General features: G+C 70.6%; 11 protein-coding genes. 7 read left to right on the plus strand and 4 right to left on the minus strand.

Annotated features, from left to right (window positions below):
* Positions 1-15: 15 nt before the first annotated feature.
* The 3 genes from ACFQVC_RS18755 to ACFQVC_RS18765 form a co-directional block, all read right to left on the minus strand.
* Positions 16-801, minus strand: a complete 786-nt coding sequence (locus ACFQVC_RS18755) for an SDR family NAD(P)-dependent oxidoreductase (RefSeq protein ID WP_381831604.1) — start codon at positions 799-801, stop codon at positions 16-18.
* A gap of 149 nt (positions 802-950) precedes the next feature.
* Positions 951-1,898: an LLM class F420-dependent oxidoreductase gene (locus ACFQVC_RS18760; RefSeq protein WP_381831605.1), complete on the minus strand. Its 948-nt coding sequence runs from the start codon at positions 1,896-1,898 to the stop codon at positions 951-953.
* A gap of 405 nt (positions 1,899-2,303) precedes the next feature.
* Entirely contained in the window at positions 2,304-3,530 is a 1,227-nt protein-coding gene (locus ACFQVC_RS18765) for an amidohydrolase family protein (RefSeq protein WP_381831606.1), read from the minus strand.
* Positions 3,531-3,866: 336 nt separating this feature from the next.
* Here ACFQVC_RS18765 and afsR point away from each other — a divergent pair, with 336 nt between their 5' ends.
* The 4 genes from afsR to ACFQVC_RS18785 all read left to right on the plus strand — a co-directional run bounded on the left by afsR (position 3,867) and on the right by ACFQVC_RS18785 (position 8,098).
* The gene (gene afsR / locus ACFQVC_RS18770; RefSeq protein WP_381831607.1) at positions 3,867-6,806 is read left to right on the plus strand and encodes an SARP-family global regulator AfsR; all 2,940 of its coding nucleotides are present in this window, start codon (positions 3,867-3,869) and stop codon (positions 6,804-6,806) included.
* A 207-nt stretch (positions 6,807-7,013) separates the two neighbouring features.
* Positions 7,014-7,241: a hypothetical protein gene (locus ACFQVC_RS18775; protein ID WP_381831608.1), complete on the plus strand. Its 228-nt coding sequence runs from the start codon at positions 7,014-7,016 to the stop codon at positions 7,239-7,241.
* Between the two features lie 219 nt (positions 7,242-7,460).
* On the plus strand, positions 7,461-7,622 hold the full coding sequence (locus ACFQVC_RS18780) for a hypothetical protein (RefSeq protein ID WP_381831609.1): 162 nt from the start codon (positions 7,461-7,463) through the stop codon (positions 7,620-7,622).
* A 101-nt stretch (positions 7,623-7,723) separates the two neighbouring features.
* The gene (locus ACFQVC_RS18785) at positions 7,724-8,098 is read left to right on the plus strand and encodes a VOC family protein (protein ID WP_381831610.1); all 375 of its coding nucleotides are present in this window, start codon (positions 7,724-7,726) and stop codon (positions 8,096-8,098) included.
* A 37-nt stretch (positions 8,099-8,135) separates the two neighbouring features.
* On the opposite strand, the gene ACFQVC_RS18790 is transcribed toward ACFQVC_RS18785, so the two are convergent.
* Positions 8,136-9,743 (minus strand): FadD3 family acyl-CoA ligase, encoded by a 1,608-nt coding sequence (locus ACFQVC_RS18790; RefSeq protein WP_381831611.1) that lies wholly within the window; start codon positions 9,741-9,743, stop codon positions 8,136-8,138.
* A 164-nt stretch (positions 9,744-9,907) separates the two neighbouring features.
* On the opposite strand from ACFQVC_RS18790, the gene ACFQVC_RS18795 reads away from it, so the two are divergent.
* The 3 genes from ACFQVC_RS18795 to ACFQVC_RS18805 are packed head-to-tail and all read left to right on the plus strand — an operon-like array spanning position 9,908 to position 12,324.
* Positions 9,908-11,062, plus strand: coding sequence for a lipid-transfer protein (locus ACFQVC_RS18795; RefSeq protein ID WP_381831612.1), 1,155 nt, complete (start codon positions 9,908-9,910; stop codon positions 11,060-11,062).
* A 27-nt stretch (positions 11,063-11,089) separates the two neighbouring features.
* Positions 11,090-11,518 carry a Zn-ribbon domain-containing OB-fold protein gene (locus ACFQVC_RS18800; protein ID WP_381831781.1) on the plus strand — a complete coding sequence of 143 codons (429 nt, stop codon included), beginning with the start codon at positions 11,090-11,092 and terminating at the stop codon, positions 11,516-11,518.
* Positions 11,515-12,324, plus strand: coding sequence for an enoyl-CoA hydratase/isomerase family protein (locus tag ACFQVC_RS18805; RefSeq protein ID WP_381831613.1), 810 nt, complete (start codon positions 11,515-11,517; stop codon positions 12,322-12,324). Before ACFQVC_RS18800 ends, ACFQVC_RS18805 begins: the two co-directional genes overlap by 4 nt.
* Positions 12,325-12,637: the final 313 nt, after the last annotated feature.

Consider the following 12,637-nt stretch of genomic DNA (forward strand, 5'->3'; position numbering starts at 1 on the left):
GCTTCGGATGGCGCCTCAGATGACGCTGACCCCGGCCAGCCAGCCGCCGTCGATGACGAACGGCTGCCCCGTGATGTACGAGGAGTCGTCGGCCGTCAGGAAGAGCGCCAGGTCGGCCACCTCCTTGGGCCGCCCGACCCGGCCCAGCGGAACCAGCTTGCGGTACAGCTCGTCCAGGGCCGCCGAGGTCTCCTCGGGGTCCGCGGTCGGGTCGAGCTGCGAGGGGTTCGACATGGCGGTGTCGATGGCACCCGGGCACACCGCGTTGACCCGGATCTTGTTGTGCGCCAGCTCCATCGCGGCGACACGGGTGAGCCCGAGGATCGCGTGCTTGGTCGCGGCGTAGGTGCCCACGGCCGCCATGCCCGTAAGGGCCGTGTACGAGGCCGTGTTCACGATCGTCCCGCCGCCCGCGTCCGCGATGGCCGGCGCCACGGCACGTATCCCGAGGAAGCAGCCCACCTGGTTCACCTGCACCACCTGCATGAACTCCTCGAGCGGTGTGTCGACGAGCGAGTTGAACCTGAGGATTCCCGCGTTGTTGACCAGGCCGTCGATCTTGCCGAAGGCGTCCTTCGCGGCGGCGACGGCCGCGGTCCAGCCGTCCTCGCTGCTCACATCGAGATGCACATAGCGGGCCCGGTCCTCGCCGATCTCCTTGGCGACGGCCTCACCCTGCTCGTCGAGTACGTCCGCGAGCACCACCCGCGCACCCTCGTCGGCGAAGAGCCGCGCCTCCTGCTCGCCCTGTCCGCGCGCCGCACCCGTGATGATGACGACGCGCCCGTCCAGCTTGCCCATGGGAATCTCCTAGTCGTTGAGGTGCGGAGTCACCTAAGCGGCTCGAGGGAAGTCCGTTGCGGTTCGCCGTGCCCCAAAGGGGCGCGGGGAACTGCGCGCGACCAGCCACGACGCACCCGCAGGTGCCATACCGGACTCCCGCGGAGCGCTCAGCCGTTGAGGTGCGGAGCCACCTCGGCCCCGAACGCCGCCATCTGGTCCACGAGTTCACTTCGGGAGCGGCTGCGGAAGCGCACCTGGATCTGCTGCACGCCCATCGCCGTGTACTCGCGCAGCGACTCGGCGAGCGCCTCCGGCTTCCCGGACAGCGTCCAGCGGCCGACCTCCCAGTCGGGCTCGCCCACGTACAGCGGCTCGGCGATGGTCCCGACGGTCACCGGATCACTGTTCCCGGCTTCCTCGCGAAGCCGTTTCAACTTCTCTATCTGTGCGGGCAGTTGGTCGCGCCGGTCGCCCTGCGGCAGCCAGCCGTCGCCCCGGGTCGCGGCCCTGCGTACGGCGGGCACCGACGAGCCGCCCACCCAGATCGGCACCCGCTCCTGCGCGGGCCTCGGCCGCTGCCCGAGGCCGCTGAACTGGTAGCGCTCACCGTGGTGTTCGGGGTACTCCTCCGGGCCGAGCGCGGCCCGCAGCGCGTCCACGGTCTCGTCGAGAACCTTGCCGCGGCCCGCGAAGTCCGCCCCGAGCGCGTCGAACTCCTCCTGCACGTGGCCGGCCCCGACGCCCAGGATCAGCCGGCCGCCGCTGAGGTGGTCGAGCGTGGCGTACTGCTTCGCCGTGGCGAGCGGATGGCGCAGGCCGACGATGGCGACATGGCTGAGCAGCCGTACGTTCTCGGTGATGCCGGCGAGGAAGGAGAGGGTCGCGACGGGGTCGTACCAGATGGTGCTCATCGGCCCGGCGAGGCGGCGCGGGATCGCGACGTGGTCGCAGCAGGCGATGTAGGCGAAGCCGGAGCGGTCTGCGGTGCGGGCAATCTCGGCGAGGTCGCCGGGGCCGGCGTCGGCCTCCCAGGGTTCGGCGTACATGGTGCTCTGGGACTGGATCGGCAGTTGTATGCCGTAGGCGAGGTGTCCTTGCGGGAATGCTTGCGCCATGGCCCGGGCCCCTTATCTGACGGACCGTCATGTCTGGTTGTCGGGGCCCATCGTGGTTGCTGACGACTCGTCAGACAAGGGTTGTGCGGCACGGTGTTTTCTTCCCCGTTTTCTTCCCCGGTCCCGCCCCTTCCCGTAACCGGGCCCGCGGCGGAGCCGCTAATGTCACAGCGCCCCAGACCCCTCCCCCAAGCTCTCGGCTTCGCTCGAGCAGGGGGGGGACCCCCATCTCAAGCGCCGGAGGGGCTGATAGATCAGCCCCTCCGGCGCTTGATGATTCAGCCCGGCCGACGCTCGGCAAATCAGCCCCGGCCTGCGCTCAGCAATTCAGCCCGTCCGGCGTTTGAGGACGAGCCCGGAGGGCGATATGGGGTCAGCCCGGGGCGCAGCCCCCATGGGCCGGGGCTAGGGGGCCGACGGGCCCCACAAACCGTTTTCCGTCAGACCGAGCAGCGAAATCGCATTGCCGCGCACCAGCCGCTCCACCACATCCGGCGCCAGATGCCCCATCTGCTCCTCGCCGACCTCACGCGATTTCGGCCAGGTCGAGTCGGAGTGCGGATAGTCCGTCTCGTAGAGGACATTCGGTACGCCGATGGCGTCGAGGTTCTGCAGGCCGAACGCGTCGTCGAAGAAGCAGCCGTAGACATGCTCGGCGAAGAGCTCGGACGGCGGCCGGGTCACCTTGTCGGCGACGCCGCCCCAGGCGCGGTTCTCCTCCCAGACCACGTCGGCGCGTTCCAGGATGTACGGGATCCAGCCGATCTGGCCCTCCGCGTACATGATCCGGAGGTTCGGGAAGCGCTCGAACTTGCCGCTCATCAGCCAGTCGACCATCGAGAAGCAGCAGTTGGCGAAGGTGATGGTGGAGCCCACGGCGGGCGGGGCGTCCGCCGATGTCGAGGGCATCTTCGAGGACGAGCCGATGTGCATCGCGATGACGGTGCCGGTCTCGTCGCACGCCTGGAGGAACGGGTCCCACTCGTCGGTGTGGATGGAGGGCAGCCCCAGATGAGGCGGTATCTCCGAGAACGCCACCGCGCGTACGCCACGTGCGGCATTGCGGCGTACTTCCTCCGCCGCAAGGCGGGCGTCCCACAGGGGAATGAGAGTGAGCGGAATCAGACGCCCCTGCGCCTGCGGCCCGCACCACTCCTCCACCATCCAGTCGTTGTAGGCGCGTACGCCGAGGAGACCGAGTTCATGGTCCTTCGCCTCGGTGAACGTCTGACCGCAAAAGCGCGGAAAGGTGGGAAAACAGACCGCGGACTGAACGTGGTTGACGTCCATGTCCGCGAGCCGCTCGGGAACGGAGAACGATCCCGGGCGCATCTGCTCGTAGGTGATGACTTCGAGTTTGATCTCGTCCCTGTCGTAGCCGACGGCGGTGTCCAGGCGGGTGAGCGGGCGGTGCAGATCTTCGTAAATCCACCAGTCGCCTATCGGTCCGTCGTCGCCCTTCTGCCCCATGACCGGCGCGAACTTGCCGCCCATGAAGGACATTTCCTTCAGGGGCGCACGCACGATCCTGGGGCCGATGTCGCGGTACTTCGACGGGAGCCGGTCCTGCCAGACGTGTGGGGGTTCCACCGTGTGGTCGTCCACCGAGATGATCTTCGGGAAGGTCTCCATACGCACCACGGTAGCGCCGATCTGACGAACCGTCAGCTCTTTGGCGGCCGGTACCTGCACCGGAACCGGGGCGCGTACGGCGACTCGTACCCCCGTCGCACTTCGGCCCGCGGTTGGCCGAAGACCGACCATCGGCCGAGGCGAGACGGGCCTTTCGTTGCGTGGACCCTGTGAGAGGTGTCTCCCGCAGCTGACGCAACGGCCCTTGACAAGGCAGACTGGCGGGGGAAATTCCACTAAGCGGACCGGGGACGCCGGAGTTCGGCAGCTCCTCCCCGCGGTCCGACCGAGTTCCAGCGTTCAAGTACGTCCGGCAGGTTCGCCAGGGGGACAACGATGGACGGTGTACCGCGAGTACCCGAGCAGCGGCGCCCGGAGGGGCAGCCGTTGCGCTTCAGCGTGCTCGGACCGGTACGCGCCTGGCGGGGAGCCGAACCTCTGACCACCGGCTCGCCGCAGCAGCGCGCCCTCCTCGCCGCCCTCCTGATGCGCGAGGGCCGCACGGCGACCGCTTCGGAGCTGATCGACGCGATCTGGGGCGAGGAGCCCCCGTCGCAGGCCCTGGCCGCGGTGCGGACCTATGCGTCGCGGCTGCGCAAGGCCCTGGACCCCGGGGTCCTGGCCAGCGAGTCCGGCGGCTACGCGATCCGGCTTCCCGCCGCGGGCGGCGCCCTCGACCTGGCGCTCGCCGAGGAACTGTGGGGGGACGCGGAGAAGGCCCGCGGCAGCGGTGACCTGTGCCAGGCCCGCGCACTGATCAACAAGGCGCTGAGCCTGTGGGACGGCGAGCCCCTCGCCAATGTCCCCGGCCCCTATGCCGACACCCAGCGCGTGCGCCTGGAGGAGTGGCGGCTCCAGCTCCTGGAGACCCGTCTCGACATGGACCTGGAGCAGGGCTGCCACGCCGAGGCGGTCTCCGAGCTCACCGCCCTCACGGCCGCCCACCCGCTGCGCGAGCGGCTGCGGGAGCTGCTGATGCTGGCCCTGTACCGCTCGGGGCGGCAGGCCGAGGCACTCGCGGTGTACGCGGACACGCGCCGGCTGCTCGCCGACGAGCTCGGTGTCGACCCGCGCCCCGGGCTCGCCGAACTCCAGCAGCGCATCCTGCAGGCCGACCCGGGCCTCGCCGAGCCCGCCGCGGCCGGTGCCGAGCCCTCGTCGTCGACGGTGCGGCCGGCGCAACTCCCGGCCACGGTGCCCGACTTCACCGGCCGTGTCTCTTTCGTACGGGAACTGAGCGACGTCCTGTCCTCCGCCGAGGGCCGCGTCATGGCCGTGTCCGCCCTGGCCGGTATCGGCGGCGTGGGCAAGACGACCCTCGCGGTGCATGTGGCGCACGCGGCGCGCACCCACTTCCCCGACGGCCAGCTGTATGTCGACCTGCAGGGCGCGGGCGCGCGGGCCGCGGAACCCGAGACCGTGCTCGGCGCCTTCCTGCGCGCCCTGGGCACCGCGGATTCGGCCATCCCGGACACGCTGGAGGAGCGGGCGGCCCTCTACCGCTCACTCCTCGACAGCCGCCGCATCCTGGTCCTGCTCGACAACGCCCGGGACGCGGCCCAGGTGCGGCCGCTGCTGCCCGGCACGGAGGGCTGCGCCGCCCTGGTCACCTCGCGGATGCGCATGGTGGACCTGGCGGGCGCGCACCTGGTCGACCTGGACGTGATGTCACCGGAGGAGGCGCTGCAGCTCTTCACCCGCATCGTCGGCGAGGAGCGGGTGGCCTCGGAGCGCGAGGCGGCCCTTGACGTCGTGGCGGCCTGCGGCTTCCTGCCGCTCGCGATCCGGATCGCGGCCTCCCGGCTCGCGGCCCGCCGCACCTGGACGGTCTCGGTACTCGCCGCGAAGCTCGCCGACGAGCGCCGCCGCCTCGATGAACTCCAGGCGGGCGACCTGGCCGTGAAGGCCACCTTCGAACTGGGCTACGGCCAGCTGGAGCCCGCGCAGGCCCGCGCGTTCCGCCTCCTCGGCCTCGCCGACGGCCCGGACATCTCGCTGGCCGCGGCCGCCGCGGTCCTCGACCTGCGCCCCGACGAGACCGAGGACCTCCTCGAAACGCTCGTCGACACCTCCCTCCTGGAGTCCGCGGCCCCCGGCCGCTACCGCTACCACGACCTCGTACGCCTCTACGCCCGCGCGTGCGCCGAGCGCGACGAACAGCCGCCCAGCGAGCGCGACGCGGCCCTCTCGCGGCTCCTCGACTTCTATCTCTCGTCGGCGTCGAAGGTCTTCGCCATCGAGCGCCCCGGCGACCGCCTGGTCGACCACCTGGAGCCGACCGGCTACAAGGGCCTGGACTTCCAGGACCGGCAGGAGGCGCTCGACTGGCTCTACACGGAGGCGAACTGCCTGCTGGCGTGTGCGCTGCAGGCCGTCCCCGCAAGCGGGCTGCGCACCGCCGTGGACCTGCTGTGGGCGGGTCAGGACCTGGCCGAGTCCGGCGCGAACTCCAAGCAGTACGAAGCCGTGGCCCGGGCCGCACTCGCCGCCGCACAGAGCGCCGACGACCCTCGCACCGAGGGCCGCGCCCGCACCTGCCTGACCAACGTCCACCTCGTGGCGGGCCGTTACGACGAAGCGGACGACGAGGCCAGCCGCGCCGCCGACCTCGCGTACGGCATGGACGACCCCGCACCCATCTACTGGGCGTCGAACGACCGGGGCATCATCGCCCTGATTCAGGAGCGGCACGCGGACGCGGAGGCCCATCTGCTCCGGGCCACGGAAGGCTCCCGCACGGACGGGAACCGGCCCGGTGAGGCTGCGGCCCTCTGCAACCTCTCCCGCCTTCACCTCTCCATGGGACGGGTCGAGCAGGCCATCGTCCTGGCCAAGAAGGGCATCAGGATCTACGAAGAGGTCGGGCACGCCCTGCGCCTGGCCAACGCCAAGTACGCCCTGGGAGTCGCGCTCACCCAGGCAGGCCGGCACACAGAGTCCCTGGAACAGCTCGGTGGCGCCCTGGAGAGCTTCGGGACCAACCGGCAGCGGCTCTGGGAGGGCTCGGCCCACTTCCGGATCGCGCAGGCCCATCTGCAGGCGGGACATCCGACACGCGCGGCCCAGCACGCCGAACAGGCCCTGGCGATGGGCTGCATCGGCGGGGACCGGATCAGGGCACACATTCTCACGACCCTCGGCAAGGCCCTGGACAATCTGGGTCAATCCGACCGCGCACGTGCCTGCTGGCGCGAAGCCCTGCTCCTGCACGAGCAGTTCGGCGCCGGCGAGGCCGATGAGGTGCGCGATCTCCTTTCGCCCGTCACCGCCGCCTGACCAGGCCTTCTAGGGCGTTCATCAATTGTTTATGCCCACCCGGCATGCTCTGTTATGTCGATCCGTCGCGTCGGGGGGCAGGCGGATCCTCGGAACCTCACCCGCCAGGTGAGCGTCCTTAGTAACCCCTGTCCGGCGGTCCTCGGGGGAGTCGCCGGGCGGGGGTCATATAGTTCCGCTTTCGCCGACAAACCAGGGGGTCAGAACATGAGCGAGAACAAGAAGGACCCGATCTACAAGCCGCAAGACCATCACGCCCCGGTCGCACCGGCCGCCGAGGACATGGGCACCCAGGGCGATCACCACGCGCCCGCGCCGCCCAAGAAGAGCAAGGTCACCACCATGGGCGACCACCACGCGCCCGCCCCGCCGATCGAGGGCATCACCACCATGGGCGATCACCACGCGCCCGCCCCGCCCAAGGACGGCGTCTAAGCCTCATATCCAGACGGGGGATCGGCCGCGGCGGCGCGGAGGGGGAGCCGCCGCGGCCGACGTATGTCCGACCGCATTTACGTGATCGATCCAGGGAAACCTTTCTTCTGAGGGCAATAACCCTCTCCGTGCAGATACTTCACTTCTAGACGGATAATTCCGCTCCACTCAGATACTTCATAGCTGTCCGGAAATATCCCCCGATTCAAGGGAGTTGGCATGACGCACTCGAAGAAGATCCTCGTCACGATCGCCGTGGCCTTGGCGGCAGCGGGTGCGGCGGCGGCACCGGCCGTCGCCGCACAGCAGCCCACCGGCGCGGTCACCCCGCTGAGCGACCACCACCTCCCCGCACCGCCCCAGCCCGTCCAGCAAGCCTGACCCTCCCGTGTGAGTAGGAGGGCCCGAGCCACCGACCTCGGGCCCTCGACCGGTGGAAGAAATCCGTGGACAGCCGTCGGCCCGTCCCGCAGGATCGCCGCATGACCTCACTCGTGCGCCATCTCACCTTCGACTGCCAAGACGCCTACGCCCAGGGCACGTTCTGGGCTCAAGTGCTGGGCGGGAAGCTTTCCGACGAGGACTTTCCGGGGGATCCCGAGGCGCTGGTAGAGGCCGAGGGGATGACGCTGCTGTTCGTGACCGTGCCGGACGGCAAGACCGTCAAGAACCGGGTGCATGTCGACCTGCAGCCGCAGGACCGTACCCGGGACGAAGAGGTCGAGCGGCTGCTCGCGCTCGGCGCGACCCTCGTCGCCGACCACCGGGTGCCGGACGGACGCGGCTGGCAGACCCTCGCCGACCCGGAGGGCAACGAGTTCTGCGTGGAGCGCAGCCTCAGCGAGCGGGGCGAGTAGGGGCGCGTAGGGGCACGTAGGGGCACGTAGGGGCGTCTCAGTGTGTGGCGTGGGTGCGGAGTTCTCCCTTGACCACCTTGCCGCTCGCGTTCCGCGGCAGCTCGGACACGAACTCCACTTCCCTCGGCACCTTGTAGTTGGCCATCTCGCGCCGTGACCAGGCGATCAGGTCGTCGGCCGTGGCCACCGCCCCCGGGCGGCGGATCACATACGCCTTGCCGACCTCCCCGAGGCGTGCGTCGGGGATGCCGATGACCGCCACGTCCGCCACGTCCGGGTGCAGGCCGAGGAGTTGCTCTATCTCCGCCGGGTACGCGTTGAAGCCGCCGACGATGAACATGTCCTTGATCCGGTCGGTGATACGCAGATTTCCCGCGGCGTCCAGCACGCCCACGTCACCCGTGCGCAGCCAGCCCTCCGGCGTGATCGCCTTCTTGGTCTCCTGCGGGTCCTCGAAGTAGCCCCGCATCACGTTGTGGCCGCGCACCAGGACCTCGCCCGGCTCCCCCGGCGGCAGTTCGGCGCCGGCCGCCGAGACGACCCGTACCTCCGTGTCGGGGATGGCGCGCCCCGACGTCGCCGAGATGACCTCCGCCGGGTCGCCCCTGCGGCACATCGTGACGATGCCGCTCGCCTCCGAAAGGCCGTACGCCGTGAGGACGGTGGCGATCCGCAGCTCCGAGCGCAGGCGCTCCACCAGTTGCAGCGGGACCACCGCCGCGCCGGTCACCACCAGGCGCAGCGCGCTCAAGTCGTGTTTGTCGCGGGCCGGATGGTCCAGGAGGGACTGGTGCAGGGTCGGGGGTCCGGGAAGGACGGAGATGCGCTCCGCCGCGATGTTCGCGAGGACGGTGTCGACGTTGAACACCGGCTGCGGCACCATCGTCGCCCCGCGCATCAGGCACGCGATGATGCCCGCCTTGTAGCCGAAGGTGTGGAAGAAGGGGTTCACGATCAGATAGCGGTCCCCCTCCCGCAGACCCGCCAGCTCGCTCCACACGTCGTAACAGCGCAGGGTCTGGGCGTGGCTGATCACGGCGCCCTTGGGCCGGCCCGTCGTCCCGGACGTGAAGATGATGTCCGAGGGGGAGGAGGCTTCCACCGAGGCCGCGCGGTCCCGCACCGCCGCCGCGTCCACTCCGTCACCGCTCGCCAGGAAGTCCTTCCAGGTACGGAAGTTCTCCGGGGCGTCGTCGGCGAGGACCACCACCTGCTCCAGGTGCGCAAGGGCCGGAAGCGGGCCGCCGCCCGTGCCCTCCGCGGTCGCGCGGCGCAGCGAGGCGACATAGGACGTACCGAGGAAGGTGCCCGTCACGAACAGCAGCTTCGCGCGGGAGCGGGCCAGGACGTAGGCCGCCTCGGTGCCCTTGAAGCGGGTGTTGAGGGGGACGAGGACGGCGCCTGCCGTCACCGCGCCGAGTGCGGAGACGATCCAGTCAAGGGTGTTGGGCGCCCAGACGGCGACGCGGTCGCCGGGTTCGACGCCGCTCGCCATACAGGCCGCGGCCGCCCGTTCCACCCGGTCGCCGAGTTCGGCGTACGAGATCCGGGTACGGCCCTCGACCACCGCCTCCCGCTCCGCGTACCGGTGTGCCGCCGAGCGCACCAGTTCCGGGATGCTGCCCCACTCAAGGTCACCGCGCATCGCAAGCCCTCCCACCGCAGTAGCTGACTATCCGTCAGATTAGCTGTAGCCTTCCCCGCTGTCAGCAGTGATGCAGCCGAGTTGATCCCTCCGCATGGTGCCGGGCGCCCCTCGCGGATCGTCGGATCGACCGCGCGGACCGCCCTTGCGGCGCGGAGGTGACGATGGCGCAGGCAGGACTCAAGGACGCCACGGCGATAGTCGGCATAGGCCAGACCCCGTTCGCCAAGCAACTCCCCGAGCCGGAGAAGACCTTGGCCGCACGGGCCATCGTCGCCGCACTCGACGACGCGGGCATCGAACCGTCGGAGGTCGATGCCTTCGCCTCGTACACGATGGAGGAGACGGACGAGGTCGAGGTCGCCAAGACCATCGGCGCCGGTGATGTCACCTTCTTCTCCAAGGCCGGTTTCGGAGGCGGGGGTTCGTGCGCGACGATCGCACATCTCGCCGCCGCCGTCGCCACCGGACAGGCGAGCGTCGGGGTCGCCTGGCGCTCCCGCAAACGGGGCAGCGGGCCAAGGCCGTGGAAGAACACCGCCGTTCAGCTCCCCACCCCCGCCCAGTGGACCCGGCCCTTCGGGCTGCTGCGGCCCGCCGACGAGATCGGCATGCTGGCCCGCCGCTATATGCACGAGTACGGCGCCACCCGGGACCATCTGTTCAACGTGGCCCTCGCCTGCCGCAACCGGGCCAACCAGAATCCGGCCGCGATGATGTACGAGCGGCCGCTCACCCGCGAGATGTATATGACGGCCCGCTGGATCAGCGAGCCCCTGTGCCTCTTCGACAACTGCCTTGAGACGGACGGGGCGTTGGCCTGTGTGATCGTGAGCGCCGAGCGGGCCCGCGACTGCCGGCAGAAGCCCGTGTACGTCCACTCCGTCGCGCAGGGCCTGCCGTCCCAGCACCACGGCATGGTCAACTACTGGAACGACGACCCGCTCACCGGACCTGCCTGGACCGCCGCCCGGCACCTGTGGAAACAGGCCGACTTCGGCCCCGACGACGTCGATGTCGCCCAGATCTACGACGCGTTCACCCCGCTCATCCCGCTGTCCCTGGAGGGATACGGCTTCTGCGGCCGCGGGGAGGGCGGCGCCTTCACCGAGGGCGGCGCACTCGAAATCGGCGGACGGCTGCCCCTGAACACCGGTGGCGGCGGCCTCAGCGAGGCCTACGTCCATGGCTTCAACCTCATCAACGAGGGTGTGAAGCAGCTGCGCGGCACCAGCACGGCACAGGTGCCCGACGCCACGACCTGCCTGGTCACGGCGGGCGAGGGAGTTCCCACTTCGGCTGCACTGCTGAGGAGTTGAGTATCGGTGACCAAGCTGACCAGCGAACTGCTCACCCCGGTCGTCGACGAGGACGGCGCGCCCTTCTGGGCCTACACCGCCAAGGGCGAGCTGCGCATCCAGGCCTGCGCCGACTGCGGCGAGCTGCGCTTCCCGCCACGGCCCTGCTGCCCGCACTGCCAGTCCTTCGGCAGCGAGTGGCGCCGGATGAGCGGCAAGGGACGGATCTGGTCGTACGTCCTGCCCCATCCGCCGCTGCTCCCCGCCTACCAGGAGATGGCCCCGTACAACGCGATCGTCGTCGAACTCGCGGACGCGCCGCGGATCCGGCTCGTGGGGAATCTGGTGAGCGAGGCGGGGGCGGCGCTGAACTCGGTCGACCCGTCCCGGATCCGGATCGGGGCCCGGGTGCAGGTGGTCTTCGCCGAGCAGCCCGGTGGTGTGGTGCTGCCCCAGTGGGTCCTGGAGCGGCCGTGAGTACGGCGGAATCCGGGCGGTCAGGGGGCGGGGGCGGCGGCCTTCGCGTCGAGACCGACAAGGAGTCCGGCGTCGCCGTCGTCACCCTCGACCGGCCCGCCAAGCACAATGCCATCGACCTCGACACGGCGGCCCGACTCACCGATACCTGGCGGCAGTTCCGCTTCGACGACACCGTGCGCGCGATCGTCGTCACGGGCGCGGGCGACAAGGCGTTCTGCACCGGGATCGACCGGGGCGTGCGGGTGCCGCAGCCCTCGTCGCCGTACTCGATCGACGATCCGCTCGTGGCCATCGGCCCCAAGGCCAACGACCTGTGGAAGCCGGTGATCGCCGCCGTCAACGGGATGGCCTGCGGCGGCGCGTTCTATCTGATCGGCGAGGCGGAGTTCGTCGTGGCGGCCGAGAGCGCCACCTTCTTCGATCCGCATACGACCTACGGCATGGTCTCCGCGTACGAGGCGATCTACATGGCCCAGCGCATGCCGTTCGGGGAGGTGGCGCGGATGTCCCTGATGGGGACGGCCGAGCGGGTCTCCGCGCGGCGGGCGTACGAGACCGGGCTCGTCAGTGAAGTGACCGCGGACGGCGGGGCGCTCGCGGCCGCGGTGGAGTGCGCGCGGACCATCGCCGGCTATCCGGGCGGCGCCGTCGAGGGCACCGTGCGGGCGGTGTGGGCCGCGAAGGAGGCGGCGCGCGCGCAGGCTCTCACGCACGCACCGCACCTCATCGCGCTCGGCAATCTGCCGCCGGAGCGACAGGCGGGCCTCTTCGGCACCCGCGACGACGGCTTCCGCCTCCGCTGAACCCGGGGGCGGGGCCTGGGGGCCCGGGGGCCGGGGCCGGGGCCGGGGTCTGGATCCCGGAGGCCGGGGGCCGGGGTCTGGATCCCGGAGGCCGGGGGCCGGAGCCCGGGGGCCGGAGGCCGGGGGCCGGGGGCCGGATCCCACAGCCCGGAGGCCGGGGGGCCGGAGCCCGGAGGCCGGGGCCTGGATCCCGGAGCCGGAAGCCCCTGAGCCCGTGGGCCGGAGGCCGAGGGCCGGGGGCCGGATCCCACAGCCCGGAGGCCGGGGGCCGGAGGCCGGATGCCACAGCCCGGGGGCCGGAGGCCAGATCCCG

It is taken from the genome of Streptomyces monticola, from assembly GCF_042665355.1.
Taxonomy (GTDB): Bacteria; Actinomycetota; Actinomycetes; order Streptomycetales; family Streptomycetaceae; genus Streptomyces; species Streptomyces monticola.

Excerpts from the sequence above, each read along its gene's own strand:
- ACFQVC_RS18755 (WP_381831604.1), bottom strand. The coding sequence starts at position 801 with ATGGGCAAGCTGGACGGGCGCGTCGTCATCATCACGGGTGCGGCGCGC.
- ACFQVC_RS18760 (WP_381831605.1), bottom strand. The coding sequence starts at position 1,898 with ATGGCGCAAGCATTCCCGCAAGGACACCTCGCCTACGGCATACAACTG.
- ACFQVC_RS18765 (WP_381831606.1), bottom strand. The coding sequence starts at position 3,530 with ATGGAGACCTTCCCGAAGATCATCTCGGTGGACGACCACACGGTGGAA.
- afsR (WP_381831607.1), top strand. The coding sequence starts at position 3,867 with ATGGACGGTGTACCGCGAGTACCCGAGCAGCGGCGCCCGGAGGGGCAG.
- ACFQVC_RS18775 (WP_381831608.1), top strand. The coding sequence starts at position 7,014 with ATGAGCGAGAACAAGAAGGACCCGATCTACAAGCCGCAAGACCATCAC.
- ACFQVC_RS18780 (WP_381831609.1), top strand. The coding sequence starts at position 7,461 with ATGACGCACTCGAAGAAGATCCTCGTCACGATCGCCGTGGCCTTGGCG.
- ACFQVC_RS18785 (WP_381831610.1), top strand. The coding sequence starts at position 7,724 with ATGACCTCACTCGTGCGCCATCTCACCTTCGACTGCCAAGACGCCTAC.
- ACFQVC_RS18790 (WP_381831611.1), bottom strand. The coding sequence starts at position 9,743 with ATGCGCGGTGACCTTGAGTGGGGCAGCATCCCGGAACTGGTGCGCTCG.
- ACFQVC_RS18795 (WP_381831612.1), top strand. The coding sequence starts at position 9,908 with ATGGCGCAGGCAGGACTCAAGGACGCCACGGCGATAGTCGGCATAGGC.